The organism is Litorilinea aerophila (assembly GCF_006569185.2).
Lineage (GTDB): Bacteria > Chloroflexota > Anaerolineae > Caldilineales > Caldilineaceae > Litorilinea > Litorilinea aerophila.
In genome coordinates, this window is record NZ_VIGC02000014.1 from 37,626 (window position 1) to 64,594 (window position 26,969).

At 64.5% G+C, this 26,969-nt stretch carries 17 protein-coding genes; all 17 read right to left on the reverse strand.

The features are described from left to right. Window positions 1-244: 244 nt before the first annotated feature. The 17 genes from ilvD to ilvB all read right to left on the reverse strand — a co-directional run bounded on the left by ilvD (window position 245) and on the right by ilvB (window position 26,326). Window positions 245-1,939 carry a dihydroxy-acid dehydratase gene (gene ilvD / locus FKZ61_RS12285; protein WP_141610419.1) on the reverse strand — a complete coding sequence of 565 codons (1,695 nt, stop codon included), beginning with the start codon at window positions 1,937-1,939 and terminating at the stop codon, window positions 245-247. Window positions 1,940-2,002: 63 nt separating this feature from the next. Continuing rightward, window positions 2,003-3,667 carry a citramalate synthase gene (gene cimA, locus FKZ61_RS12290; RefSeq protein WP_141610420.1) on the reverse strand — a complete coding sequence of 555 codons (1,665 nt, stop codon included), beginning with the start codon at window positions 3,665-3,667 and terminating at the stop codon, window positions 2,003-2,005. A 98-nt stretch (window positions 3,668-3,765) separates the two neighbouring features. Then, window positions 3,766-4,539 carry a TIGR01458 family HAD-type hydrolase gene (locus FKZ61_RS12295; protein ID WP_170199629.1) on the reverse strand — a complete coding sequence of 258 codons (774 nt, stop codon included), beginning with the start codon at window positions 4,537-4,539 and terminating at the stop codon, window positions 3,766-3,768. A gap of 33 nt (window positions 4,540-4,572) precedes the next feature. Next, window positions 4,573-7,398 carry a phosphoenolpyruvate carboxylase gene (gene ppc / locus FKZ61_RS12300; protein WP_141610422.1) on the reverse strand — a complete coding sequence of 942 codons (2,826 nt, stop codon included), beginning with the start codon at window positions 7,396-7,398 and terminating at the stop codon, window positions 4,573-4,575. Between the two features lie 30 nt (window positions 7,399-7,428). Further along, window positions 7,429-8,517: a 3-isopropylmalate dehydrogenase gene (gene leuB, locus FKZ61_RS12305; protein WP_141610423.1), complete on the reverse strand. Its 1,089-nt coding sequence runs from the start codon at window positions 8,515-8,517 to the stop codon at window positions 7,429-7,431. Between the two features lie 93 nt (window positions 8,518-8,610). Continuing rightward, window positions 8,611-9,201 (reverse strand): 3-isopropylmalate dehydratase small subunit, encoded by a 591-nt coding sequence (gene leuD / locus FKZ61_RS12310; protein WP_141610424.1) that lies wholly within the window; start codon window positions 9,199-9,201, stop codon window positions 8,611-8,613. Window positions 9,202-9,231: 30 nt separating this feature from the next. Next, window positions 9,232-10,632 (reverse strand): 3-isopropylmalate dehydratase large subunit, encoded by a 1,401-nt coding sequence (gene leuC, locus FKZ61_RS12315; RefSeq protein ID WP_141610425.1) that lies wholly within the window; start codon window positions 10,630-10,632, stop codon window positions 9,232-9,234. A gap of 124 nt (window positions 10,633-10,756) precedes the next feature. Then, window positions 10,757-11,203 (reverse strand): toxin-antitoxin system TumE family protein, encoded by a 447-nt coding sequence (locus FKZ61_RS12320; RefSeq protein ID WP_141610426.1) that lies wholly within the window; start codon window positions 11,201-11,203, stop codon window positions 10,757-10,759. After that, window positions 11,200-11,472 (reverse strand): hypothetical protein, encoded by a 273-nt coding sequence (locus FKZ61_RS12325; RefSeq protein ID WP_141610427.1) that lies wholly within the window; start codon window positions 11,470-11,472, stop codon window positions 11,200-11,202. Before FKZ61_RS12325 ends, FKZ61_RS12320 begins: the two co-directional genes overlap by 4 nt. Before the next feature lie 117 nt (window positions 11,473-11,589). Further along, the gene (gene gltB, locus FKZ61_RS12330; RefSeq protein WP_141610428.1) at window positions 11,590-16,326 is read right to left on the reverse strand and encodes a glutamate synthase large subunit; all 4,737 of its coding nucleotides are present in this window, start codon (window positions 16,324-16,326) and stop codon (window positions 11,590-11,592) included. Between the two features lie 164 nt (window positions 16,327-16,490). After that, window positions 16,491-18,347, reverse strand: a complete 1,857-nt coding sequence (locus FKZ61_RS12335) for a hypothetical protein (protein WP_141610429.1) — start codon at window positions 18,345-18,347, stop codon at window positions 16,491-16,493. Continuing rightward, complete coding sequence (locus FKZ61_RS12340) at window positions 18,328-18,672, reverse strand: YbjQ family protein (RefSeq protein ID WP_229964227.1); 345 nt, start codon at window positions 18,670-18,672, stop codon at window positions 18,328-18,330. Before FKZ61_RS12340 ends, FKZ61_RS12335 begins: the two co-directional genes overlap by 20 nt. After that, entirely contained in the window at window positions 18,669-20,576 is a 1,908-nt protein-coding gene (locus FKZ61_RS12345) for a hypothetical protein (RefSeq protein ID WP_141610430.1), read from the reverse strand. Before FKZ61_RS12345 ends, FKZ61_RS12340 begins: the two co-directional genes overlap by 4 nt. 36 nt (window positions 20,577-20,612) lie before the next feature. Further along, entirely contained in the window at window positions 20,613-22,391 is a 1,779-nt protein-coding gene (locus tag FKZ61_RS12350; RefSeq protein WP_141610431.1) for a 2-isopropylmalate synthase, read from the reverse strand. Window positions 22,392-22,677: 286 nt separating this feature from the next. Beyond that, window positions 22,678-23,814, reverse strand: coding sequence for a ketol-acid reductoisomerase (ilvC, locus tag FKZ61_RS12355; protein WP_326838568.1), 1,137 nt, complete (start codon window positions 23,812-23,814; stop codon window positions 22,678-22,680). A 27-nt stretch (window positions 23,815-23,841) separates the two neighbouring features. Then, window positions 23,842-24,411 carry an acetolactate synthase small subunit gene (gene ilvN / locus FKZ61_RS12360; RefSeq protein WP_141610433.1) on the reverse strand — a complete coding sequence of 190 codons (570 nt, stop codon included), beginning with the start codon at window positions 24,409-24,411 and terminating at the stop codon, window positions 23,842-23,844. Window positions 24,412-24,595: 184 nt separating this feature from the next. Beyond that, window positions 24,596-26,326 carry a biosynthetic-type acetolactate synthase large subunit gene (gene ilvB / locus FKZ61_RS12365; protein WP_268251980.1) on the reverse strand — a complete coding sequence of 577 codons (1,731 nt, stop codon included), beginning with the start codon at window positions 26,324-26,326 and terminating at the stop codon, window positions 24,596-24,598. Window positions 26,327-26,969: the final 643 nt, after the last annotated feature.

Genomic DNA, 26,969 nt, shown 5'->3' on the forward strand with positions numbered 1-26,969 from the left:
CTCCTGGGCGTGTTGAGGGGCGAAAATTGTGAAACTATACGAAAATCGTGGATAAATTGGTTGTGTTTCTGGTAAGTGCGGGATTTCGTGGCGCTCCTATCCAGGAGGGCTTACAAAACCGAAATTGAGCTATACGAAAATTAGGCGAATTCGGCATGCCGAAACGTCATGATGGCCCGGACATCAAAAGTCCCGGCCGCCCAACGGGACAGCCGGGACTTTGAGCCGGGCCTGGTGTGGCCCATTAAGCGTCCGTGATGCAGCCCTGGGAGGCCGACGCCACGGTCTTCATGTACTTGTAGAGGACGCCCTTGGTGAACTTGGGCGGCGGCGGGCTCCAGCGGGCCCGGCGTCGCTCCAGCTCCTCTTCCGACAGATCTACATCCAGGGTGTTCTTCTCCGCGTCGATGGTGATGATATCGCCATCCTGCACCAGGGCGATGTTGCCGCCCACCTGGGCTTCCGGGGTGATGTGGCCCACCACGAAGCCGTGGGTGCCGCCGGAGAAGCGGCCGTCGGTGATGAGGGCCACGCTCTTGCCCAGGCCCGCGCCCATGATGGCCGAGGTGATGGAGAGCATCTCCCGCATGCCGGGGCCGCCCTTGGGCCCTTCGTAGCGGATGACCACCACGTCGCCGTGGGTCACCTTGCCCGCCTGGATGGCCTCCAGGCACTCCTCCTCCGAGTCAAAGACCCGGGCCGGGCCGGAGAAGCGGGTACCTTCCTTGCCGGTGATCTTGGCCACCGCGCCTTCTGTGGCCAGGTTGCCGTAGAGGATCTGGAGATGGCCGGTCTGCTTGATGGGGTTGGAGAGGGGGCAGACGATGGTCTGGCCCTCCTTCAGGTCGGGCAGCTCGGCCAGGTTCTCTTCCAGGGTCTTGCCGGTGACGGTCAGGCAGTCGCCGTGGAGCAGCCCTTCCTTGAGCAGGAGGCGCTGGACGGCCGGCACGCCGCCCACTTCGTAGAGATCCTCCATCACGTAACGGCCGCTGGGCTTGAGGTCGGCCAGCAGGGGAGTGCGGTCGGAGATGGCCTGGAAGTCGTCGATGGTCAGGGGTACATCCGCCGCGTGGGCCATGGCCAGGAGGTGCAGCACCGCGTTGGTGGAGCCGCCCAGGGCGATCACCACGGTGATGGCGTTCTCAAAGGCCTTGCGGGTCAGGATGTCCTTGGGCTTGATGTCTTCTTCCAGCAGGTGGAGCAGGGCCGGCCCCACCCGGTGGCATTCCTCGATCTTCTCCCGGGCGGTGGCGGGGATGGAGGAGCTGTAGGGCAGACTCAGGCCCAGGGTTTCGATGGCCGAAGCCATGGTGTTGGCGGTGTACATGCCGCCGCAGGCGCCCGCGCCGGGGCAGGCGTGGCGAAGCACTTCCCGCAGCTCTTCTTCGCTGATCTCCTTGGCCAGCCACTGGCCATAGGCCTCGAAGGCTGACACAATGTCCAGCTTCCGGTCCCCCAGCTTCCCGGGGCGGATGGTGCCGCCGTAGACGATGATGGTGGGCCGATTGACCCGGGCAGCCGCCATGACGGTCCCCGGCATGTTCTTGTCGCAGCCGGGGATGGAGACGTTGGCGTCGTACCACTGGGCCCGCATCACCGTCTCGATGGAGTCGGCGATGATGTCCCGGGAGAGGAGGGAACACTTCATCCCCTCGGTACCCATGGAGATGCCGTCGCTGACGCCGATGGTGTGGAAGATCAGGCCCACCATGCCGGCTGCCTGGACGCCCGCCTTGACCTCTTTCGCCAGGTCGTTGAGGTGCATGTTGCAGGTGTTGCCTTCCCAGCCCATGCTGGCGATGCCCACCTGGGGTTTCTGCATGTCTTCGTCGGTGAGGCCGATGCCGTAGAGCATGGCCTGGGAGCCCACCTGGGACCGCACCTGGGTGAGGTGGCGGCTGTACTTGTTCAACTTGCCGTTGACCGTTGTCACAGCCATGAGCAATTTTCTCCTCGTTCGTGTTGTTTAATTCGTGTGATTTGTGGCTCTTCTTACGCCTTCTCAGGCGGTGACGGCGCCTTCCTGTTGCCGGGCCTGCCGTTCGGCGTCGGTCAGCAGGAAGTACTCCACCGAGTCGGCCAGGGCGATCCAGCTGGCTTCGATGATGTTGGTGCTGGCGCCCACGGTGCTCCAGCTCCGCTCGCCGTCGGTGCTGTCGATGAGGACCCGCACCTTGGCCGCGGTGCCGCTTTCGCTGTCCAGGATGCGCACCTTGTAATCCTTGAGATGGTGGTGCTGGAGGCGCGGGTAGAGCTGCTGGATGGCCTTGCGCAGCGCCCGATTCATGGCGTTGACCGGGCCGTTGCCTTCGGCCACTTCGTGGAAGATCTTGTCGCCCACCCGCACTTTGACCGTGGCTTCGGAGAACATGCCCCGGCCGGCCCGATGTTCCACCGTGGCCGTGTAGTCGATCAGCTCGAAGGGGGGCGTGTAGTCTGTCCGGGTGCGACGCAGGAGCAGCTCCACGCTGGCCTCGGCGCTCTCGAAGGCGAAGCCCGCGTTCTCCAGTTCCTTGATCTGCCGCAGGACCTGGCGCTCCTCCTCCCGGCTCAGGCCGTCCAGGCCGAACTCCCGCCGTTTGACCGCGATGTTGTCCTTGCCGCTCAGCTCGCTCACCAGCACCCGGGTCTCGTTGCCCACCAGGGCCGGATCGATGTGTTGGTAGCTCATGGCGTGTTTGACCACCGCGTTGACGTGGGTGCCGCCCTTGTGGGCAAAGGCACTGGCCCCCACAAAGGGCTGGTGGGTGTCCGGGCTCAGGTTGGCCAGCTCGCTGACGAAGCGGCTGAGCTCGGTGAGCTGGGCCAGTTGCTCTGGAGAGACCAGTTCGTAGCCCATCTTGAGCTGTAAGTTGGGGATCACGCTCATCAGGTTGGCGTTGCCACAGCGTTCACCGTAGCCGTTGACGGTGCCTTGCACGTGGGTGCAGCCCCGGCGCACGGCCTCCAGGGTGTTGGCCACCGCGGTCTCGCTGTCGTTGTGGGCGTGGATCCCCAGGACCACGTCGGCGGCCGGTGGCTGGTGGCCGTTGCTTGGTTCGTCGCCATCCAGGGAATGTCCTAGGAGATCCCGCCGCACCGCGTCCACGATCTGGCCGATCTCCCAGGGCAGGCAGCCGCCGTTGGTGTCGCACAGCACCACCACGTCGGCGCCGCCCAGGATGGCGGCCTGGAGGGTGGCCAGGGCATACTCGGGGTTGGCCTTGTAGCCGTCGAAGAAGTGTTCGGCGTCGTAGATCACTTCTCGCCCCTGGCTTTTGATGTAGCGGACCGATTCCCGGATCATGCGCAGGTTTTCCTCCATGCTGGTGCGCAACACTTCCCGTACATGGAGGTCCCAGCTTTTGCCGAAGATGGTCACCACCGGTGTATTGGCACTGATCAGGAGCTGGATCTGGGGATCGTCGGCCGGGTCCAGGCCGGCCCGGCAGGTGGAGCCGAAGGCTGCGATGCGGGCGTGGCGTAGCTTCAGCTCTCGCTGGGCCCGGTCGAAGAATTCCATGTCCTTGGGGTTGGAGCCCGGCCAGCCGCCTTCGATGTAGTCCACGCCGAATTCGTCCAGGCGGCGGGCGATGCGCAGTTTGTCATCGCAGCTGAAGGATACCCCTTCGCCCTGGGTACCGTCCCGCAGGGTGGTGTCAAAGATTTGGATCTGCCGTTTATTCATGGTTGTTGACCCTCAGGTAAATGAGCGGCGGTGTCTGCCCGGCTGGTATGCCGGCGGGGCCGCCGTTTCCGACTTTCTGACTGGGGAGGCGTGATCGGTCACGCCTCCGAAAAAATGTCGCTGATGCTGTTGAGCACCCGCTCGGGCCAGATGCCCCGGCCCAGATCCTCCCTGCGGAAGCGGCCTGTCTTCACCAGCCAGCCCTGCATGCCCATCAGCTGGGCGCCCCGCACGTCGATCTCGATGTCGTCGCCGATCATGGCGACCCGGGCGGGGGGAAGCTGTAGCTCATCCAGGGCCATGTGGAAGTAGGAGGAGCTGGGTTTGCCGATGACCAGCGCGCTGACTTCGGTGGCATATTCCAGGGCGACCACGAAGGGGCCGGCATCCAGGAAGAGGCCCTCTTCGGTGCGCCAGATGCGCTTCTTGTGCAGTGCCACCAGTTGGGCGCCGTTCAAGATGGCGCGCATGGCCCGGTTCAGTCGGGGGAAGGTGAAGCTGGCCCCCATGTCGCCCACCACCACGAATTCCGGCGCCTCCTCGTCCACCTCGATCCCCTCGAATTCCAGTTGGGCATCGGGGAGGAGGAGCGGGTAGTAGCTGCGCGCGTTCTGGCTGCGCAGGTACTGGGCTGCCGCGTAGGTGGCGGTGAGCAACTCGTCGGCCTCCATCTCAAACCCCATGGCCGACAGGCGCTCCAGCAGGCTCTGACGACAATAAATCGTCGTGTTGGTCAGAAAGCGGTGGGGAATGCCCCGGGCGCGCAAGGCACGAATCGCCTCTGGCGCGCCCGGTATCACCTCGCTGCCGCGGGTCAACACCCCGTCGATATCGATTAAGAGACCGTCTACAGTGGACAGTAGATCAGCCACGGCCCGAATCCTTTATCCAAAAGGCGCTGTACCTCAACCTGTGTTTTGCAGGCCGGCGGCGACCCCGTTGACCGAGAGAACCACCGCGTCCCGCAGCCGGTTGGCATTGGGGGCATCCGGTTCCTGGCGCAGCTTGCGCATCAGGGCCACCTGCATGTAGTTCAGGGGATCCACATACGGGTTGCGCAGGGTGATGCTCCGCTGCAGCCAGGACTCGTTGTCCAGGAGCTGCTGATAGCCGGTGATGGCCAGCACCATCTTCCGGGTCCGCTCATATTCGTCCAGGATCTGGCTGAAGATCTCCTGGCGGATCTCCTCGTCCGTCAGGCTGGCATAGAGGGAGGCGATGGCCATATCGCCGATGCACAGGCCCATCTGCACGTTGTCGATGACGGTGCGGAAGAAGGGCCAGTTCTGGTACATGTCCCGTAGTTCGGCCAGCCGCGCTTCCTGCCCTTCGCCAGCCGCCTCTTCCCCAGAAGCGGGCTCGGCCGGGCCGTCACCGTGTACCCAGGCGTCCAGCGCGGTGCCCACCCCATACCAGCTCGGGAGGTTGACCCGGGACTGGGTCCAGGCGAAGACCCAGGGGATGGCCCGCAGGTCGGCGATGGACTCGGTCTGGCGGCGGCGGGAGGGCCGGGAACCGATGTTGAGCAGGTCAATCTGGTCGATGGGCGTGGCCTCGTGGAAGTAGCGCAGGAAGCCGGGCTTTTCCACCAACGAGCGATATTTGGCAAAGGCCCGCTCGCTGAGGGCGTCCATGATGGTGGCCCAGTGGGGCTCCTGCTGGTAGTGGGGGCGCTTGCCGCTGGTCAGGAGCACCGCGTTCACCAGTTGCTCCAGGTGGCGGTGGGCGATGTCCGGGTTGGCGTAGCGGCTGCTGATGACCTCGCCCTGCTCGGTGATTTTGATGCGCCCCCGCACCGATTCCGGCGGCTGGGCCAGGATGGCCCGGTTGGCCGGCCCGCCGCCCCGCCCGAGGGTGCCGCCCCGGCCGTGGAAGAGGGTGAGCTGGATGCCGTATTTTTCGCAGGTCTGGGCCAGGGCCCGCTGGGCTTTGAAGAGCATCCAATTGGCCATGAGATAGCCGCCGTCTTTGTTGGAGTCGCTATAGCCGATCATGATCTGCTGGCGGTTGCCCCGGGCCTGGAGATGCCGGTGATAGGCGCCGTTCTGGAAGAGCCGGGCCATGATCTCCGGCGCCCGCCGCAGGTCCTCGATGGTCTCGAAGAGGGGCACCACATCGATCTGGCCGAAGAGGCCGGCGTCCCGCGCGAAGAGGAGGACCTCCAACACGTTGCTGACCGTGGCGGTCATGCTGATGATGTAGGTGGTGATGGCCTCTTCGCCCATGATCTCCCGCGCCCGCCGCATCAGCCGGAAGAGCCGAATGGTTTCGTTGGTCTCCGGGCTGAAGTCCAGCAGCGCGGTCAGGGGCCGGGGACTCAGGATCTCCCGGCTGAGGAGTGCGACCTTGTCGGCCTCGGGCATGGCAGCATAGTCGCCGGCCAGGTTCATGCGGGCCAGCACCTCGGCCATGGCGACGCGATGGCGTTCCGAGTGCTGGCGGATGTCCAGGGTGGCCAGGTGGAAGCCGAAGACATCCACCGCCCGGATGAGCCGGGCCAGCCGTCCCCGGGCCAGCCGTTCGCCCTTGTTCTGGCACAGGCTGTCGTAGATCAGCTGGAGATCCCGGCGGAACTGGTCTACGCTGGCATAGGCCCGGGGGTTGGGGACCCGCCGCGTCCAGGGTTGGCGATTCTCCGCCCGGGTGGCCTCCAGGCGGCGGAACATCAGGATCAGCTTTTGCCGGTACGGCTCCAGTGCGAAGCGGTCCAGCACTTCCCGCTCGTCGTCGGAGATGAGCTTGAAATCCTCCTGCAGGCTGGCCAGAAATTCGTCGCTGAAGCGTACCCGGGTCACGGCCGGGCTGAGCTCGTTGTAGAGCTCCTCCACCTTGTGGCTGTACAGCTCCAGGATCAGGTCCTTCTGGGCGCGCAGGGCCTCTTCGGTGACCTCCACGGTCACGTAGGGATTGCCGTCCCGGTCCCCGCCCACCCAGGAGCCGTAGCGGAGGAAGGCCGGGATCTGGAAGGTTTCGCCCGGGTACGTTTCGGCCAGGGCCCGTTCCAGCTCCTGGTAGATCTCCGGCACCAGCTCGAACAGGGTCTCCTCGAAGTAGTAGAGGCCGTTGCGCACTTCGTCCATCACCGTGGGGCGCCGGTCCCGGGTTTCGTCGCTCTGCCAGAGGAGCACGATGTTTTCCCGGATTTCCTCCAGCTTCTTCTCCCGCTCCTGGGGCAGGAGATCCACCAGGTCCATCTCCCGCAGGATACCGGCGGTACGCTTCAGGTTGAGCAGGATGGTCCGCCGTTTGGCCTCGGTGGGGTGGGCGGTGAAGACGGGCATGATGAAGAGCTGGCGGAGCAGGTTTTGCACGTCGGCTGCACTCAGCCCTTCCGCGTCGAGGCGTCGCACCGCGTTGGCGATGGTCTCACTCATGGGGACGCCCCGGCGGTAGGCTTTCAGGGCCCGCTGGCGCAGGATGTGGACCCGCTGCCGTTCTTCGGCCAGGTTGACTAGCTGGAAGTAGGTGGTGAAGGCCTTGAGCACGGCCAGGGCCCGGGGGAGATCGTCCACCAGCCGGGAGACCAGCTCGGTGATTTTCTCCTGGGCGTGCGAGTCCCCGCTGCGCCAGGCCTTGGCCAGCGCCCGGATCTCTTCCTCCAGGTCGAAGGTCTCTTTGCCTTCCTGCTCGATGATGGTTTCACCCAGCAGGTTCCCCAGGGTCCGGATCCAGTAGCGGACCCGGTCGTCCTGGCGTTCTTCTTGGGTTTCTTCCTGTGGTTGAATGGTCATGATTGGTTGGCTATGCTCTTCTGGTCTGTTTCAGGCCAGCAGTTTTTCCACCACCAGATCGCCCATGACCTGGGTGCCCACCACCTCGGTGCCGGTGTGGGCGATATCCGGTGTGCGGACACCCTCCTGGAGGACGGCTTCCACGGCTGCCTCCACGGCGTCCGCTTCGGCCGTCAGGCCCAGGCTGTGGCGCAGCAGCATGGCTGCGCTGAGGATGGTGGCCAGGGGATTGGCGATGTTCTTTCCGGCGATGTCCGGCGCGCTGCCGTGGATGGGCTCGTAGAGGCCCAGGGGCAGCTCCTGGGCATTCAGGATATCGCCCAGGCTGGCCGAGGGCAGCATGCCCATGGAGCCGGCCAGCATGGAGGCCTCGTCGGTGAGGATGTCCCCGAAGAGGTTGCCGGCGACGATGACGTCGAAGCTGGCGGGCCGGCGGATCAGGTGCATGGCCATGGCGTCCACCAGCACATGCTCCACCTCCAGCTCGGGGTAGTCGGCCAATACCTGGGTGGCCACCCGCCGCCACAGCCGGCTGGAGGCCAGGACGTTGGCCTTGTCCACGCTGGCCAGCTTCTTGCGCCGGCCCATGGCCGTCTCCGCGGCCAGGCGCACCACCCGTTCGATCTCCGGGCGGGTGTAGAGCATGGTGTCGTAGGCTTCATAGCCCTCCTCGCCGGCTTCTTTGCGGGGGCCAAAGTAGGCATCGCCGGTGAGCTCCCGGATGACCACCATATCCACGCCCTGGAGCACCTCTTCCTTCAGGGTACTGGCGCCGATGAGTTGGGGCGTCACCTTGACGGGCCGCACGTTGGCGAAGAGGTTCAGGGCCTTGCGCAGGGCCAGGAGGCCCCGTTCTGGTCGGTCGGGCGCGTGGGGGTTGTCCCACTTGGGGCCACCCACCGCGCCCAGCAGGATGGCGTCGGCTGTGCGGCAGGCCTCCAGGGTGGCGTCGGGCAGGCTGGTGCCCAGTTCATCGATGGCACGGCCGCCCATGAGCTGGTGGTCGAATTCGAAATGGTGGTCGAACTTCTCGGCCACGGCGCCCAGCACCTTTTGGGCCTCCTGGGTCACCTCTGGGCCGATCCCGTCACCGGCCAATACCACAATCCTGGCGTTCATGAATCTCGCTTTCTTTCTGTGTTTTCTGGCGCTGTTTTCTGGGGTGCACCCCCATTGGGGGCGCACCCGCATTCTGCTTCAGTCGGGCCTGGGTTAGTAGGGCTGCCGCGCTTCGTGGGCTTCGATGGCCTCCATTTTGGAGAGCAGATAGCCCAGGTCGTCCACACCCTGGAGCAGGCACATCTTCCGGAAGGGATCGATCTGGAAGGGGAGGGCCTGGCCGTCGGGCAGGATCACCTGCTGATTCTCCAGGTCCACGGTGATCTGGGTTTGGGGCTCCTCTTCCGTGAGATCCAGCAGCATGTTGACGGTCTCTTCCGGCAGGGTGACCGGCAGCAGGCCATTCTTCAGGCTGTTGTTGTAGAAGATGTCGGCGAAGCCGGGGGTGATCACGCAGCGGAAGCCGTAGTCGGTCAAGGCCCAGACGGCATGCTCCCGGCTGGAGCCGCTGCCGAAGTTGCGGCCGGCGATCAGGATCTGGGCACCCCGGTATTCGGGCTTGTTCAGGACAAAGTCGGCTTTGGGCGTGCCGTCCGGGTGATAGCGCCAGCTATAGAAGAGCCCGTCGCCCATGCCTTCTTTGGTGACAGCCGTCAGAAAGCGCGCCGGGATGATCTGGTCGGTGTCCACATTTTCCGCCCGCAGGGGGACGGCGGTTGTCTTGAGGGTGGTAAAGGGTTCCATTTGTGAGAAGTACCTCCAGGGTTTGATTGATTACAACATCTCACGCACGTCCACCACGCGGCCGTGGACGGCGGCGGCGGCGGCCATGATGGGGCTCATGAGCAGGCTTCGGGCGCCCGGTCCCTGGCGTCCCTGGAAGTTGCGGTTGCTGGTGCTGGCCACATATTTGCCGGCCCCTGCCTTGTCGTCGTTCATGGCCAGGCACATGCTGCAGCCGGCCCCTCGCCATTCGAACCCGGCCTCCTGGAAGATGCGGTCCAAGCCTTCGGCCTCGGCCTGGGCTTTGACGGCCTTGGAGCCGGGCACCACCAGGGCCTGGACGTGATCGGCGACCTTGCGCCCCTTGACGATCTGGGCCGCTTCCCGCAGGTCTTCGATGCGGCTGTTGGTGCAGGAGCCGATGAAGACGATGTCCACCGGCTGGCCTTCCATGGGCTGGCCGGGCTTCAGGCCCATGTACTCCAGGGCGCTGAGCAGGCTGCGGCGTTCGGCGGGATCTTCCAGCTCTTCAGGCAAGGGGATGCGACCGGTGACGGGAATGCCCTGGCCGGGGTTGGTGCCATAGGTGACCATGGGCTCCAGCTGGCTGGCATCCAGGGTCAGCTCCCGGTCGAAGACGGCATCTTCGTCGGTGACCAGGGTGCGCCAGTAGGCCACGGCCCGATCCCAGTCCGCGCCCTTGGGGGCATAGGGGCGCCCTTTGATGTATTCGAAGGTGGTCTCATCGGGGGCGATCATGCCGGCCCGGGCGCCGCCTTCGATGCTCATGTTGCAGATGGTCATGCGGTTGGCCATGCTCAGTTTGCGGATGGCGCTGCCCCGGTATTCGAAGACGTACCCCGTGCCGCCGGCTGCGCCATTTTTGGCGATGATGGCCAGGATGATGTCTTTGGCCGTCACGCCGAGGCCCAGCTCCCCTTCCACATTGATGGCGAAGGTCTTGGGCTTGACCTGGAGGAGGCATTGGGTGGCCAGCACGTGGGCCACTTCGCTGGTGCCAATGCCGAAGGCCAGGGCGCCAAAGGCGCCGTGGGTGCTGGTGTGGCTGTCGCCACAGACAATGGTCATGCCAGGCTGGGTGACGCCCATCTCTGGCCCCACCACGTGGACAATCCCCTGGACATCCCCCTCGATGTCCCACAGGGTGATGCCGAAGTCCTGGCAGTTTTGGCGCAGGGTGCGTACCTGGGTGGCCGCATCGCTGGGCCATAGCTCGATTTCCAGCTCCCGGGTAGGGATGGCATGGTCCATGGTGGCAAAGGTTCGATCCGGGCGGCGTACCTTCAGGCCCCGTTCCCGCAGAAGGGCGAAGGCCTGGGGCGAGGTAACCTCATGGATCAGGTGGGCATCGATGTAGAGCACGGCCGGCGCGCCCGGATCTTGGGCGACCACATGGGCATCCCATACTTTTTCGAAGAGCGTTTTTCCCATTGGATTCTCCGTTAATCTTTCACTACACGTTGTGGTACTGCTACAGTCTGGCGTAAATACCACAGCAGAAATTCGGCGGCACTACCTCTGGTGGAGACTATCGGCGAATTTCTGCCGGGATTTACTACTCTCCGGTCAAATTTTGTGAGCGAATCAATGTCTCAACTTCTGCAATGACGACGGGCAGATTCGGTCGTTGAAAACTCATTTGCGGCGCAGGAACTCGATTGTGCTTCATGTTGGGCGGTACATGTTTATGGTGCGGATGGGTACTTTGAAGCGACGGTTCGTTCGGATGTGGCTGAGGATCATACCAGTAGAGCTTGGTATCCCCATGCCAGACTTCATATCCGTACCAGTCAATTTCTGCCGGCAATCGGTCAAATACGATACGTTCACGCACCACAATTCGATAGCCACCGGCAAAATAAAGTTCGCCGGCGACCCTGGCGAATGTATGCCCTCGTCGTACAAAAGTGAGGGTTGAGCGCTCTATCGAAGCATATCGATCAGCTAAGGAGTAGATGAAAAGTTCGTAGTCAGCGTCTGTGCGTAATGGGTTCTCCATCATGTCGAGGCCACATGTATGAGGCCCGTCAGGCTGTTCTCCGCCTGCTGTCTGCGTTGCACTTCATTGCGATATTCAGCCTGACGTTGCAGCCAAAGTTTATAGATGCTTGCCCATTCGCCGAAATCTAATACCCAGGCTTCATCTTCTGGTTCTTCGCCTGCGACATAGGCTGCGTACATCGTCTCTGAACGGATACCATAGCGCCGTTCAAAGTCCAATAGCTCCTGTTCAAGGGCATGAATATCGGCTAAAAGGCTTCTAAGTGACATGTTCACCTCGATTATGGATTCCACCACTGCCTTTATCTTCGGATCCCTGTTAGAACCTTCAGGTCATGTGGCGGAGCAGGGGCACCCCGCGGGGCGCCCCATACTACTTTGCCAAATTCACTCCCGAACCTTGTCGCCTTCTTCCTCCTCCACCTGGCCGGAGCCCTCGGTGGCCGCCTCGATGGCCACCACGTTCTCCCGCGGGGCCACGTACCAGAAGTAATGGCGATGGGTCTCCCAGTCCTCCAGGATGCTCTGGGCCCGCAGGGAGCCGGTCTTTTCCCAGTGCTGCTGGATCAGGGCCTTCAGTTCGGCCACATCTTCCTCCTGCAGCCGGCGGATGGCGATCAGCTCCGGGTTGTAGCGGCGCTCGAAGTTCTCGGCAATGTCGTAGACGTAGGCGTGGCCGCCTGTCATGCCGGCGCCGAAGTTGCGGCCCGTCTCGCCGAGCACCACCACCACGCCGCCGGTCATGTACTCGCAGCAGTGTTCGCCGGCCCCTTCCACCACCGCGATGGCGCCGCTGTTGCGCACGGCAAAACGCTCGCCGGCCAGGCCAGCCGCGAAGAGGCGTCCGCCGGTGGCGCCGTACAGGGCCGTGTTGCCCAGGATCACGTTCTGGTGGGGCACGAAGCGCACCCGTTCCGGCGGCCGGATTACGATCTCACCGCCGCTCAGCCCTTTGCCCACGTAGTCCTGGGCCTCGCCGATCAGCTCCAGGTTCAGCCCCTGGATGCCGAAGGCGCCGAAGCTCTGGCCGGCAGAGCCGGTGAAGGTGATACGGATGTGACCTTCGGGCAGGCCCTTGTCGCCGTAGCGCAAGGCCAGCTGGCCGGACAGCTTGGCGCCCACCGTCCGCTGGGTGTTGCGGATCTTGTGGCTCAAGGCCACCGGCGCATCTGGGTTGGCCTGCAGGCTGGCCAGCACCTGCTCCACAATGCGGTTGCCCAGGGTGTTCTCTTCCAGGGTCGGCAGGTCGTTGCGGGGCAGCACATTGCGCCGCGCGCTGCCCGTGTCTGGCGTGTAGAGCAGGGGCGACAGATCCATGAATCCTGCATCCCGGCCGTGGATCACCTGGACCAACATCTCCGGGTGGCCGATGACCTCGTCCAGGCTGCGGAAGCCCAGGTCGGCCAGGATTTGCCGCACATCCTGGGCCAGGTGGGTCATGAAGTGCATCACCATTTCCGGCGTGCCGTCGAACTTGGCCCGCAGCTCTGGATTCTGGGTCGCCACCCCCACCGGACAGGTGTTCTTGTGGCAGACCCGGGCCATGATACAGCCTTCAGCGATCATGGCGCTGGTGCCAAAGCTGAACTCGTCGGCGCCCAACATAGCCGCAATCACCACATCCCGGCCAGTGGCCAGGCCGCCATCGGTGCGCAGGCGCACCCGGGTGCGCAGGCCGTTGACCAGCAGCGTCTGCTGGGTCTCGGCCAGGCCGATCTCCCAGGGCAGGCCTGCGTTTTTGACGCTGCTCAGGGGGCTGGCGCCGGTGCCGCCGCTGTGGCCGCTGATGTGGATCACGTCGGCGAAGCCCTTGGCCACGCCCGCCGCGATGGTCCCGACGCCGATTTCGGATACCAGCTTCACGCTCACCCGCGCGTTGGGGTTGACGGTCTTCAGGTCGTAGATGAGCTGGGCCAGATCCTCGATGCTGTAGATGTCGTGGTGGGGCGGCGGGCTGATGAGGGCCACGCCCGGCGTGCTGTGGCGCAGCACCGCGATTTCGGCTGTGACCTTGTGCCCCGGCAGCTGCCCCCCTTCACCCGGCTTGGAGCCCTGGGCCATTTTGATCTGGAGCTCCTCCGCGCTCATGAGGTACTCCGGCGTGACACCGAAGCGGCCGGAGGCCACCTGCTTGATCTTGCTGGCCCGCTCGGTGAAGTAGCGCTCTTTCGCCTCGCCACCTTCGCCGCTGTTGCTCATGCCGCCCAGCCGGTTCATGGCGATGGCCAGGGTCTCGTGGGCCTCGGAGCTGAGCGCGCCGTGGCTCATGGCCGCGGTGCTGAAGCGCTGCAGGATGCGCTCGATGGGCTCCACCTGCTCCAGGGGCACCGGCGGCCGGGTACGGCGGAAGTCCAGCAGGTGGCGGGGCGCGATCTTCATGCCGTTGACCAGGTCCCGATACTTCTGGTAGAAGGCCAGGCGCTCCCGTTCGTCGGTGGCGCGTACAGCTTTGTGCAGGAACTGCACCGACTGGGGATTCCAGGTGTGCAGTTCGCCGCCCCGCCGGGGTTTGTAGAGGCCCCAGGTGGAGAGGCGCACGGTTTTCTCCTCGTTGCCGTCGGGGTAGCCGGCCCGGTGCCAGGCCAGCACATCCTCGGCCACAGTGTCGAAGCCGATGCCGCCCACCAGGCTGGGCGTCTCCACAAAGGCCAGGTCGATCAGCTCCTGGCCGACGCCGATGGCCTCGAAGATCTGGGCGCCGCAGTAGCTGTCGATGGTGCTGATGCCCATCTTGCTCATGACCTTGAGCAGGCCCTTGTCCACTGCCTTGACGAAGTTGTTTTGGGCCTGGGCCAGGGTCATGTTCCCGGTGTGGCGCCCCTCGGCCACCATCTCGGCGATGGTCTCGTAGACCAGGTAGGGGTAGACGGCGTTGGCGCCGTAGCCGATCAGGGCCGCGAAGTGATGCACCTCCCGGGGTTCGCCGCTTTCACAGATCAGGCTGGCATTCATGCGCAGCCCCTGACGGATCAGGTGATGGTGGACGGCGCCCACAGCCAGCAGCGAGGGAATGGGCAATGTGTGGCGATCGGCTTTGACATCGCTGATGATCAGGATGTGCGCTCCTCCACGGACGGCCTCCTCCGCCTCCCGGCAGAGGCGCTCCACGGCCGCACGGAGGGCCGCACCGGCCCTGGATGGGTTCTGTTCATCGGCGGCAGGCAGCTGCCAGACCGCGTCCACCGTCGCCGCCCGGAACTCGGGTTCGGACAGGGTACGCAGGGTCGCCATCTGGTCGGGCTTCAGGATGGGCGACTTCAACTCCACCAGGCGGGTGGCCTCTGGCAGCTCGCTGAGCAGGTTGGCCCGCTGGCCCAACAACATGCGCAGGCTCATGACCATCTCTTCCCGCAGGGGGTCGATGGGCGGGTTGGTCACCTCGGCAAAGCGCTGTTTGAAGTAGTGGAAGAGGGGCCGGGGCAGCTGGCTGAAGGCAGCCACCGGGGTGTCATCCCCCATGGAGCCCACCGGTTCCTTCCCTTCGGTCACCATGGGGCGCAGCACCACCACCATCTCTTCGCTGGTGTAGCCGAAGGAGGCCTGCCGATTGCTCAGGGGCGCCCGATGCCGGGCGCCGGCATCAGCGCCGTTGGTGGCCGGAGCAGCGCCGTTGCTGCCGTCCACGGGGTGCGACAGGACGTCGGCCTGTCCGGCGGTGTAGCCCTGCTCGGCCCGCTGGGCCACCACCCGATCCAGGGGCAGCAGGTTCTCCTCCACCCAACTGCCGTAGGGGCGTCGGGTGGCAAAGATACGGGTGATCTCGTCATCGTTGAGGAGCTGGCCGGTGGCCGTGTCCACACAGAGGATCTGGCCGGGCCCCAGCCGCCCCTTTTTCACCACGTCTCGCTCGTCGTAGTCCACCGCGCCGGCTTCGCTGCTGCTGATCACGTAGCCGTTGTCCAGCACCACGTAGCGGGCTGGTCGCAGGCCGTTGCGATCCAGGATGGTGCCTACCAGGCGGCCGTCGGTGAAGGTGACCGCAGCGGGGCCATCCCACGGCTCCAGCAGGGCGCTGTGGTATTGGTAGAAGGCACGGCGCTCGGGAGAAACCTCCCCCTCAGGCAACCGCTCCCAGGCTTCTGGCACCATCATCATCAGGGCATGGCGGATGTCCCGGCCGCTGCGAACCAACAGCTCCAGCGCGTTGTCGAATTTGCTGCTGTCACTGCCATCCCGGCCGATGATGGGCAGCAGGTCATGGATGGCGTCGCCCCACAGGGGGTGGGCCAGATCCTGCTCCCGGGCCCGCATCCAGTTGACATTTCCCTGGAGGGTGTTGATTTCGCCGTTGTGGCAGATGAGCCGGAAGGGCTGGGCCCGCTCCCAGGTGGGCATGGTGTTGGTGCTGTAGCGCTGATGGAAGACGGCGATGGCCGTCTTGAAGTCCGAGTCGCTCAGGTCCGGATAGAAGTGCTGCAACTCTTCAGCCAGCACCAGCCCCTTGTAGACGATGGTACGGCTGCTGAAGCTGGCGATGTAGAGGCGCTGGACGCCGGCGGTCCGGGCCCGGTGGATGATGCGCTTGCGGGCCAGGTAGAGCAACCGTTCGAATTCGTCGCCGGCGGCACAGGCTTCGGGCGTGCGGGCCACGATCACCTGCTCCATCCAGGGCCGGCTGGCCTCGGCTCGGCGGCCCAGGGCCGCGTCGATGACCGGCACGCTGCGGAAGGTTAGCACATTCAGCTTCAGCTCGGCACAGACGGCCCGGATGATCTCCATGGCCCGGGCCCGGTCCTCCGGGTCCTGGCGGAAGAGAAAGAGCTGACCCACGGCCAGATCGCCGGGCGGCGGTGGGGTGATCCCCATGCGTTTGAGCTCCCGGCTGAAGAACTCGTACGGTATCTGGGTCAGGACGCCGGCGCCATCACCCGTCTTGCGGTCGTCGGCGACGGCACCCCGGTGGGCGTGGTTGCACAGGGCCTCGAGGGCCATCTCCAGCACCTCGTGGCTGCGGCGTCCTTCGATGTGGGCGACAAAGCCAATGCCACAGGCGTCGTGTTCAAAGCGCGGGTCGTACAAACCCTGCTTGGGCGGCAGTCCGTAGACAGGCGTTGGGCAAGGTGTTGATACACCCCCCTCCTGTTCCCCGCTACGTTGCCAGTCCTTTTGATCAGTCCGTGACATGTTCACTCCCTTCCTCTTTCCTCATTGCGCAGATGCGCACCGTCAGACACAACTGGTCGGCGGTGACCAAGGGCCTTCGACATTGAAGGGATTGAAGCAATTCTTGTGATCAAATTCATGTGGCTTCCCGCGCCTGCGACGGCGCCTTTCTCCATGCTCCCATTTCAGGGACGATTCGGCAAGCGACGTAGCCAGCCGACGAGGGCCAACGCCCCCAAGATCCCTAATAGTATAACCGACGCCACCAAAACTCCGTTGTCGTAAAAATCAATAAAAAAGTCGCTGTAAAATGCAGAACCATTCCGCGTCGAGGATTGGCTCTCTGTGGCCGGCGTTTCAGGCTGGGGTTGGTCCGCCTTGACCTCCCCCGCATCGGGCGCTACGCCCGGGGCTAATCCAGCCAGGGCATCGGCGCCTTCCTCCATGCGCTCCGCCAGGCGCACCAGCGTTCGTTGCCGTTCTTCCGGCGGCAACAGGGCCACCTGGGCTGCGGCTTGCTTCAGCGCTTCGACGGTGCTTGCCTGGGCCAGCTGCACCAGGTGAGTGGCCGGAAGCCCTGCAAACAGCGCCAACTCCTGGGCGTCCAGCGCCAGCAGCCGCATCAGCGCAGCCGTGTCCTCCATGGACAGGAGCGCCTGCCACAGGGTTGGTTCCAGGGCGTCGGGTGACCATTGCTTATATAACCCAAAATCCACCACTCGATCAAGTTGTGATCCGGCCAGCCTGGCCCAGGCCAGGGAAACAGCCGGCGAGCGGGTCTCCCGCAGAATGGTCTCCACCGCCTCCGGCAGGGTCAGCAACTTCTCCAGGCTGCCATCGGCCAGAGCCTGGCTCAGCGCTTCGGGGCCCAGATCGGCCAAAAACAGCGCCGTCAGCCGATCCAGGCGGGGCACCTGGGCCAGGGCGGTTCGGCTGAGCAGCTCCCGATAGGCGGGGTCCGACGCGGCCAGGGCACACAGGGCGGCGTGACGCTGGCAAAAGCCTTCCCACTCCCCCACCAGGGTCCCGGCGATCTGGGCGGCGATGGCGTCCACTTCTTCCTCCAGGCCGGCGCGGATGGCCGTAGCCATCTCCAGGCGAAGGTGGACCTTGGACTCCTGGCTTTGCAGGGCCTCTTGAATGTGGGGGAGAGCTCCCTGGCTTCCTTCGTAGAGATCCCAGGCAATCAGGCCTGCACCCACGATCCAGCCGGCCACCGGCACCAGGGTAGAACCCAGGCGCCCTACAATGCGGGCCACCGCCTTGCCCGCAATCCGCCCGGCCAGCTTCTGGCCCAGGCTCCGGGCCAGGCTGCGCACCACCTGGCCGGCCACAATGGCGCCGACGCCGCCCAACGCTTTGATGTGGACTGAGGCCGGCGAGAGCTGGCTTTCCTCCACAACCGGCGGCCCGATCTTTGCCACGTCCCGGGCGATTTCGTCCGTGAACAATTGGGCCAGGGTCCCCGTGTATTGCTCTCCCACATAGGCCTGCAAGCACAAAAGCGCCGCCGACGCCGACCGGGCCGACGCGGCCTCCATCTCTGCCGCGATTTCGCTGGCCACAGCCCCGGCCAGGAGATCCAGTCGGGCCTGGAAAGTCGGGTCGGCAAAGGCCTGCTCTGCCACCTGTCGAGCCAGCGCCTCTGCCTGTTGGGTCGACCAGCCAGAGAGCAGGCGATCCCAATAGGGCAGCTCAGCCTGAACCTGCTCCACGGCCCTGGCCACCGCCTGATCCAGGGCCATGTCCAGCTCCAGCGCCCGCCAGTGCCGATCCACCATCCCCTGGATGTCCAGGCTGCCACTGGTCTCAGTTAATGCGGCCCGGGCCAGCCCGGTCAACTCTGACCGGACGGCCGTCTCGTCCAGTCGACCACATTCCGCGACGGTATATTCGGCGACAGGAGATTCGGCATCTCCGGTGATTCCGTCGCCCTGGCCGGCCGCGGTGGGCACCCAGGCCAACATCAACCCCAGGACAGCCAACAGGATGGGGAGCCGGCGCATCCCGGCGTGGGCCCGGCTAGCGATAGCGGAAACCATTGCCGTAGACAATCACCTCAACGCCGCCATCCACCACCTGGGGATGGGCGATCTTCACGCCGACGACGCCATCGTAGCCCCGCTCCCGGGCCTTCTGGGCCAGGTCCGCCAGGGCAGCCTCCACCGCCTGCTCGATGAGCTTTTCGTAGTGGCGCATGCGGCCCCCCACCAGGTTGCGGAGGTTCTCCCGCAGATCGTTGACCACGTTGGCCGCCATCACCGACACGGCCACCAACAGCTCGCCCAGCTCCACCGGCCCCTCTGCCGGGCCGGGCAGGCCGTCCATCTGATCCAGGCTGACCAGCAGCAGGGGATCTCGGCTCATCGTTCCCCCCGGGACAGGTGCTGCCGCCCCCGCTGGAGCAGGCGATAAAAGCCGACCAGAGGAGCCAACAGAAAGAGCACCAGGCGATAGGCCAGGGCCAGGAGCAGCAAAATCGGCAGCCCCACCGCCAGGGCCGTGACCACAGGGCCGTACTTGTGGGCGAACAACCCCAGGCTGACCGAGCGTGCAGCCAGCCGCAGAAGATCGTCGGCCAGGGTCCAGATGGTGACGTCTCCGTCCAGGAAGGCCAGGGCGCTCCCCAGGTCCGGAGATTGGCGCAAGATCTCCTGGAGCCGACTGTCCTGGAGCCGCTCCATGAGGGCCGGCTGGGTGGCCAGTTGCGCCACCAGCTGATTGGTCTGATGCGAATCCAGGCGTTGCACGTAGTCCGCCAGCCAGGCCAGCTCCTCCGGCGAGAGCTGCCGGGCCAGGGTTCGCAGATGTGGCCGGGCGATGGTGAGCAGCGTGGCCAGATGGGCCGGCTCCAGCAGGGCCAGGTTGGCGATGGCGTCGGGATCTTCCAGGGCCAGCAAAGCCAGCAGCGTGGCACGGTCCAAGTCGCTGGGCGCCTTGTGCTTGTAGATTTCATAGGCAACCACCGCGTCCAGCTGGCCGCCGGCCAGGTCGGCCCAGGCCAGGATGGCTGCCACCGACGGCTGCACCTGCCAGATCTGGTAGGCGGATTCCGGCAGGGCCAACAGACGTGGCAACTGGCCGTCGGCAATGGCCTGGTTCAGGCTATCGGCTCCCAGGTAGCGAGTCATAGCATCCACCAGGCTGGCCAGCTGCCCCAGATCTTCCGTCTCGGCCAGCACCTGGCGAAAGGCCGGGTTTTCATCGGCCAGGGTCAGGGCCAGGCGATACTTGCGCTGAAACTCCAGCCACTGGGCGTAGAGCTCGTTGGCCAGGTTGCGGGCAACCTGGGGCAGTTCTCGCTGAACCTGGGGCTCCAGCTCTGCCACCACCGCATGCTGGATGGCTGTTTTGACCGCGGGCGCCTGAAGCCCCTCCTGGATCTGGGGCAGCGCACCTTCCCGGCTTTCCATCACGTCGTAGAGGATCAGGGCGGCGCCCACGGCCCAACCCACAGCCGGGATCACGGTGGAGCCGGCCTTGCCCAGGATCCGCCCCACCACGCGGCCAGCCACCCGCCGCGCCAACACTTCACCCACCTCCTGGACCACCCGCCGGGCCAGTTGGGAGGCCACAATCACGCCCACCCCGCCCAGCGCGGTGCGGTGCCGGTCCAACACGGCCAGGATGCCCGTGTCCACCTCCTGGGCCATCACCTGGCCCACAGTAGCCGCATCGGCGTGAAGCTCGGCGCTGAAGGCCGCCACCACCGCCTCGGTATAGCGGTGGCCGATGTAGCGTTGCAGGCAGAGCAGGGCCTGGGAGGCGGACTCGGCCGAGAGGCGGGCAATTTCAGCTGAAAGCCCCACCGCCACTTCTTCGGCCAGCCGGTCCATGGCCTGGACGAACACGGGCGCGCTGAAGGCGGCTGCGGCCACCGCCTGGGTCAGCCGTTCGGCCTGTTGGGGCGACCAGCCGGACAGGAACTGGCTCCACAGGTCCTCCTCCTGGCGCACCGTCTGAACGCCGTGGAGCACCGCGGCGTCGATGGCCTGGTCCATCTCCACCCGTTGCCAGGCCGCGGCCACCGTGGCGGCCACATCCACCGGGTGGCCGGTCGGCCCGATGGCCTGCTGGGCAAAGCGGTTCAGCTCGTCTCGCAGGGCTTCATCGTGGATGCTGGCGCAGGCAGCCGGCAGCGCTGGCTCTGCCTGGCCGGTTGGGGCAGCCCGGGCCACCGGTGGCCGGCCCCAACCCAGGACGCTGCCCAGGCAGAGCCAGGCCACCAGGGCCAGCCGGATGATGGGGTGGGATGGGCGTGTGTTGGACATTCTCCTCCTGGGTAGGCCCCGGGCAGCCAGATCGTCTTACGACGAAGGGCTGGCTTCCCCGGCCGGTTCATCGGCTGCGATGCTCACAGCCGAGACATCCTGGTCCTGCATGGCCAGGGCCTTGTTCAGCGCCTGCATGTAGGCCTTGGCGCTGGCCACGATGATGTCGGTGTCGACCCCGCGGCCGCTGAAGAGCCTGCGACGGGGTCGGCCCTGGGCCGTCTCTTTGTAGCCCCGGCTGTTGTCCGGCACTTCGATGCGGATGGTCACGTCGCCGTTGGCGTCAATGCCTTCGGTCACCGCCTGGACCAAAAACTCTACCAGGTTGTTGCGTACGCCTACCACCCGGTTGATGCCCTGGTAGACGGCGTCCACCGGGCCGGTGCCGAAGCCGGCGTCGGTGATCACCTGGCCGGTCTGGTTGTTGCGCAAGGTGACCACCGCCGTGGGCGTCACGTTGGTGCCACATTGGACCTGCACCTGGAGCAGCTCCCAGATCTCCTGGGGCTGGTAGATCTCGTCGCCCACCAGGGCTTCCAGGTCGGCGTCGGTGACGGTTTTCTTCTTGTCGGCCACTTCTTTAAAACGCTGGAAGACCTCGTTGAGCTCCTCCCGGGTCAGGTGGTAGCCCATCTCCTCCAGCTTGCGGCGCAGCGCGTGGCGGCCGCTGTGTTTGCCCAGGACCAGGCGGCTCTGGTTGAGGCCGATGGTGGCCGCGTCCATGATCTCGTAGGTGCGCTTGTGTTTCAGCACGCCGTCCTGATGGATGCCGGCTTCATGGGCGAAGGCGTTGGCACCCACAATGGCCTTGTTGGGCTGGATGACCATGCCGGTGTAGCGGCTCACCATGTCGCTGCTGCGATGGATTTCGGTGGTGATGATGTTGGTCTCCAGGCCGTAGACGCTGTTGCGCACGTAGAGGGCCATCACCGCCTCTTCCAGGCTGGTGTTGCCGGCCCGCTCGCCGATGCCGTTGACCGTCACCTCCATCTGGCGGGCGCCGGCCCGCAGGCCGGCCAGGGTGTTGGAGGTGGCCAGCCCCAGGTCGTTGTGGCAGTGGACGCTGAAGATCACATCCTTGCCGCCGGGTACGTTTTCCCGCAAGTATTTGATGAGCCCGCCGAACTCTTCCGGCGTGGTGTAGCCCACTGTGTCCGGAATGTTCAGGGTGGTGGCGCCGGCCCGAATGGCCACTTCCAGCACTTTGACCAGGAATTCCGGGTCGCTGCGGCCCGCATCCTCGGGGCTGAATTCCACGTCCTGGCAGAGGCTGCGCGCGTACTGGACCATGTCGCCCACCGTTTCCAGGACCTCGTCCCGGGTCATGCGCAGCTTGTGCTCCATGTGGATGTCGCTGGTGGCGATGAAGGTGTGGATGCGGGGGCGCACCGCGCCGCGTACCGCCTGCCAGGCCTTGTCGATGTCCGCTTTGTTAGCTCGGGCCAGGCCGGCAATGGTGGGGGGGGCGACGATGTCGCCGTTCTTGCCGATACGGGGCTTGCGGCCCACCGTCTCCGCGATCAGCCGCACGGCTTCCAGGTCACCCGGGCTGGCAGCGGGGAAGCCGGCCTCGATGATGTCTACACCTAGCCGGGCCAGCTGGTGGGCAATATCCAGTTTTTCCTGGGTGTTGAGGGTGGCGCCGGGGCTCTGTTCACCGTCCCGCAGGGTAGTATCGAAGACCAGGACGGTGTTGCCGTGGGCAATGGCGCGCGCGTGGGCCTGAATATCGGGTATGGCAAATTGGCTTACATCTACGGCAGGCTCTTCGCCGACCGGGTTTTCCTGCTCAGAACCGTTGACTTGGGTACTCATGATTCGTTTCTCCAGGGTGTGTATGTGTCCGACAGAGACCATTTAACGAGGCTGCCGGCTGGCAGCCAGGAGCCGCCCGCTGTGTCTGGCTGTGGTCTGGGCCACAACATTCGTGGGTAAGCTCACTAAGGCCGTCATCCATACATATCACCCCCCTTCGTGGCGCTGCGTCCAGCAGCGATCTTTTGGTCCGACTGCCATGGCCCTGGGTTAAGGCCGGTGTGGCCATGTTTTGTAGCTGGGCGGCAGGATGAACTTAAGTTCGTCCTGCCGCCCAGAGGTGACCCTATTCCACTTCTTTCGCGTCCAGGAAGGTCATCATCTTGCGCAGTTCTTTGCCTACCTGTTCGATCTGCTGGTTCTGCTCCTGCTTTCGCCGGGCGTAGAAGGTCTTGCCGCCGCTGTGGTACTCGTCCATCCACTCCTCGGCAAAGGCGCCGGATTGGATCTCGGCCAGGATCTGCTTCATGGCCTTGCGCACTTCGTCGGTGATGACCCGGGGGCCGCTCTTGTAGTCGCCCCACTCGGCCGTGTCGCTGACGCTGTAGCGCATGTAGCTCAGGCCACCCTGGTACATGAGGTCCACGATGAGCTTCAGCTCGTGGAGGCACTCGAAGTAGGCGATCTCCGGCTGGTAGCCCGCCTCCACCAGGGTTTCGAAGCCGGCCTTGATCAGCTCGCTGACGCCGCCGCAGAGCACCGTCTGCTCGCCAAAGAGGTCCGTCTCCGTTTCTTCGGCGAAGGTGGTCTCCAGGACGCCGGCCCGGGTGCTGCCGATGCCCTTGGCGTAGGCCAGGGCGTTGGCCAGGGCCTCACCGCTGGCGTCCTGGTGGACGGCCACCAGCGCGGGCACGCCGGAGCCCTCTTTGAAGACTTCCCGTACCCGATGGCCGGGCGCCTTGGGGGCCACCATGGTCACGTCCACATTGGCCGGCGGTACGATGAAGCCATAGCGGATGTTGAAGCCGTGGGCGAACATCAGGGTGTCCCCCTCTTTCAGGTTGGGGGCAATCTCCTGTTCGTACACCTTCGCCTGGATGGGATCCGGCAGGACCATCATGATCATGTCGGCTTCGGCCGCGGCCTGGGCCGTGGTCATGACCCGCAGGCCGTCCGCCTCTGCCTTGGGCCAGCTCTTGCTGCCCTCGTACAGGCCAACCCGCACATCCACGCCGCTGTCCTGGAGGTTGAGGGCGTGGGCATGCCCCTGGCTGCCGTAGCCGATGATGGCTACCTTCTTGTTCGCCAGCCGACTCAGATCTGCCTGGTTTTCGTAGTAAATCTTGGCCATGGGTACGTTAAACCTTCCGTTTTGTTGTCTTGTTTGTACGTTTTGCTGGTAGGATGGGTTGCATTGCCCTGAATACGGGTACAGTCGACCGGGATGGATGTATGGGCTCAGCCCTGACTTCCAGACCCGTATCCCCTGGCGTCACCGTTAGACTATCTCCTATACGCCACCGGTTGTCAAACGCGCGTCCTCACTGGCGGTACCATTGGCCCGGGCCCGCCACACCGCGGTGCTGCGGCGGAAGCGCCGTTCGGTGGTGCCCCGCACCAGGGCCACCCGGCCGGTCCGCACCATTTCGGTGATGCCAAACTGGCTCAGCAGATCGATGAGGGAATCCACCCGATCCTCGGAGCCGACAATTTGGACGACCATGCTGTCCAGGGAGACGTCCACGATTTCGCCCCGGTAGATGTTGACAATCTGCACGATCTCGGAGCGGGTCTCCGACGTGCACTGGACCCGGATCAGGGCCAGCTCCCGGGCCACCATGGGCTTGTCGGTGATGTCCTCCACCCGGGTGACGTCGATCACCTTCCGCAGCTGTTTGATCACCTGGTCGACCATGCGTTCATTGCCGTCCACCACGAAGGTCATGCGGCTGATCCCCGGGGTTTCGCTGTGGCCCACCTGCAGGCTATCGATGTTGAAGTTGCGCCTGCGCAACATGCCCGAAACCCGGTTCAACACGCCGGGCTTGTCCCGCATCCAGGCGACGAGAGTGTGTTTCATCTTGCATCCTCGCTTCTCTGTGAGCGTGTAAAGGCTGTCCTCGCCCCGTTTTCAGTATAATACCGATTGTCTTACGAATTGTCTTACGAAGTGGTACGCATGACTTCGTAAGTCCGGTATGGAAACCGGGCCGTAGGTCACGTAAGAAAACGTGACCTACGGTGGTTCTTGATTCGTGTTCCCCTTACCAGTGGGGCTCCACGCCGCTGTATCCCTGGACGATGGCCGGCTTGGGGCGGCGGATCAGGTCGTCCACTGCGGCGCCGGGCGCCACCATGGGGTAGACATTCACCTCTTCCTTGACCCGGAAGTCGATCAGGAAGGGGCCGGGCGTGGCCAGGGCCCGCTCCAGGGCCGGCACCACATCCTGGGGCTTGCGCACCGACACGGCCGGGATGTCATAGGCCTCGGCCAGTTTGACGAAATCCGGCGAGACCACGGGGGTGCCCACGTAGCGCTTCTGGTAGAAGAGTTGTTGCCACTGGCGCACCATGCCCAGGAAGCCGTTGTTGATGATGGCGATCTTCACCGGCAGGTTCTTCTCCTGCTTCAGCACCGCCAGTTCCTGGAGGGTCATCTGGAAGCCGCCGTCGCCGGCCACGGCCCAGACCAGGCGGTTGCGGTCGGCCATCTGGGCGCCGATGGCCGCGGGCAGGGCAAAGCCCATGGTCCCCAGGCCGCCGCTGGTGATGAGCTGCCCGGAATGCTCGTGGATGTAGTATTGGCTCTCCCACATCTGGTGCTGGCCCACATCGGTCACGATGATGGGGCGGGCGTCCCGGGTGCAGTGCCAGAGCTGGCGGATGACGTAGGGGGGAATCAGCTCGTCCACTTCGTAGTTCAAAATGTCGGTCGCCTGGGAATCGGCTCGCCATTCGTTGATTTCCTGGATCCAGACCTGGTGACGTCGGGCCTCGATCTTGGGCAGGAGGGCGGGCAGGGTTTCGGCCAGGTCGCCGATGACGGCCACATCTGGCACCACATTTTTGCCCACCTCGGCCCGGTCCAGTTCAAAGTGGATGATCTTGGCCTGCTTGGCGAAGCGGTCCAGGCGGCCGGTGATGCGGTCGTCGAAGCGCATACCCATGGCGATCAGCACGTCGCACGCCTGCACCGCCCGGTTGGCAAATGCTTCCCCGTGCATGCCGCCCATGCCCAGGCTGAGGGGATGACTTTCGGGGATGTTGCCCGCGCCCAGCAGGGTGGTGACCACCGGGATCTCCGCCTTTTCCACCAGCTCCATCAGCTCCCGGCTCACGCCTGCCAGCTGCACACCGTGGCCGGCCAGGATCAGGGGTCGCTCGGCCCGGTTGATCAGCTCGGCGGCTTGCGCCAACGCCTCGGCATCCACCGAGGGCCAGGGCTCAAAGCCGGGCAGGTCCACCTCCATGTCGTAGCGGAAGAGGCCGGTGGCCGTCTGCACATCTTTACAGATGTCGATGAGAACTGGGCCGGGGCGCCCTTCCCGGGCGATGTAGAAGGCTTCCTTGAGGATGGTGGGCAGCTCGTGGATGTCCGTCACCAGGTAGTTGTGTTTGCAGACCGGCTGGGTCACGCCCACCACGTCGGACTCCTGGAAGGCGTCGGTGCCCAGCAGGTTGGAGGGCACCTGGCCGGTGATGGCCACGATGGGGATGCTGTCCATCTGGGCCGTGGCCAGACCCGTGACCAGGTTGGTGGCGCCGGGGCCGCTGGTGGCGATGCAGACCCCCACCCGGCCGGTGGCCCGGGCATAGCCGTCGGCCATGTGGGCTGCGCACTGTTCGTGGCGCACCAACACATGGTGGATCTTGCCGCTTTCTTCGTAGGGGGCCAGGGCGTCGTAGGTGGGCAAGATGGCGCCGCCCGGGTGCCCGAAGATGACATTCACTCCTTCACGCACGAGAGCTTCCCAGACCATTTGGGCTCCCGTCATCGGGACGGGCGTCTCCTGCTCTGGTGAGCGGGATTCGGCCGACCTGTCTTTGGCAGAGCTGGCTCCATTTTGGTGCGACTGGGGCATGGTACCTCTCCTTACCTGTCGGTCATTCGGATGTCGGCGATTACCGTTTGGTGATTACCGTTTGACGTAACAGCTTGACGTAGATATCCAGGATATCCAGGTGGATTCTGACAGAAACCGGGTTCATGGCTGGCTGTTCATCTCTGGCCATAGGGGGTGGTACATTTCTGCCGTCATGAACCAAGATATACAAAAAAACCCTTCCCGGTTGGGAAGGGTCTGCAGTGACCAGAGGCTGTTAAAACAGGTCCGTCCTAGCGCACTTCTCCAACCAGCAAATTCTTCTGGACGCCGAGTACGACGACCAGAAGTTCGCTAAGGATAATTACGACAAGGACAGGAAGCGCCAGCACGGACATAAGGAAAGTAATTTCTGTATCAGTAAACCTGCGTCAGCAAACTTGGCTACCTACGGCCATTTTTACGGTTCGCCATTTTTACGATTCTATGGGCCTCTATGGGACAGGTTGCACAACGACATCGCAGCAACTTGTCCAGAGTTGCTTGTAAGTATAATGGACCCAAGGGAGGATTGTCAACTGTGAGAAACGTTGAA

Coding starts and splice junctions, on each gene's coding strand:
- ilvD (WP_141610419.1), bottom strand. CDS start 1,939: ATGGCTGTGACAACGGTCAACGGCAAGTTGAACAAGTACAGCCGCCAC.
- cimA (WP_141610420.1), bottom strand. CDS start 3,667: ATGAATAAACGGCAGATCCAAATCTTTGACACCACCCTGCGGGACGGT.
- ppc (WP_141610422.1), bottom strand. CDS start 7,398: ATGACCATTCAACCACAGGAAGAAACCCAAGAAGAACGCCAGGACGAC.
- leuB (WP_141610423.1), bottom strand. CDS start 8,517: ATGAACGCCAGGATTGTGGTATTGGCCGGTGACGGGATCGGCCCAGAG.
- leuD (WP_141610424.1), bottom strand. CDS start 9,201: ATGGAACCCTTTACCACCCTCAAGACAACCGCCGTCCCCCTGCGGGCG.
- leuC (WP_141610425.1), bottom strand. CDS start 10,632: ATGGGAAAAACGCTCTTCGAAAAAGTATGGGATGCCCATGTGGTCGCC.
- FKZ61_RS12320 (WP_141610426.1), bottom strand. CDS start 11,203: ATGATGGAGAACCCATTACGCACAGACGCTGACTACGAACTTTTCATC.
- FKZ61_RS12325 (WP_141610427.1), bottom strand. CDS start 11,472: ATGTCACTTAGAAGCCTTTTAGCCGATATTCATGCCCTTGAACAGGAG.
- gltB (WP_141610428.1), bottom strand. CDS start 16,326: ATGTCACGGACTGATCAAAAGGACTGGCAACGTAGCGGGGAACAGGAG.
- FKZ61_RS12335 (WP_141610429.1), bottom strand. CDS start 18,347: ATGGTTTCCGCTATCGCTAGCCGGGCCCACGCCGGGATGCGCCGGCTC.
- FKZ61_RS12340 (WP_229964227.1), bottom strand. CDS start 18,672: ATGAGCCGAGATCCCCTGCTGCTGGTCAGCCTGGATCAGATGGACGGC.
- FKZ61_RS12345 (WP_141610430.1), bottom strand. CDS start 20,576: ATGTCCAACACACGCCCATCCCACCCCATCATCCGGCTGGCCCTGGTG.
- FKZ61_RS12350 (WP_141610431.1), bottom strand. CDS start 22,391: ATGAGTACCCAAGTCAACGGTTCTGAGCAGGAAAACCCGGTCGGCGAA.
- ilvN (WP_141610433.1), bottom strand. CDS start 24,411: ATGAAACACACTCTCGTCGCCTGGATGCGGGACAAGCCCGGCGTGTTG.
- ilvB (WP_268251980.1), bottom strand. CDS start 26,326: ATGACGGGAGCCCAAATGGTCTGGGAAGCTCTCGTGCGTGAAGGAGTG.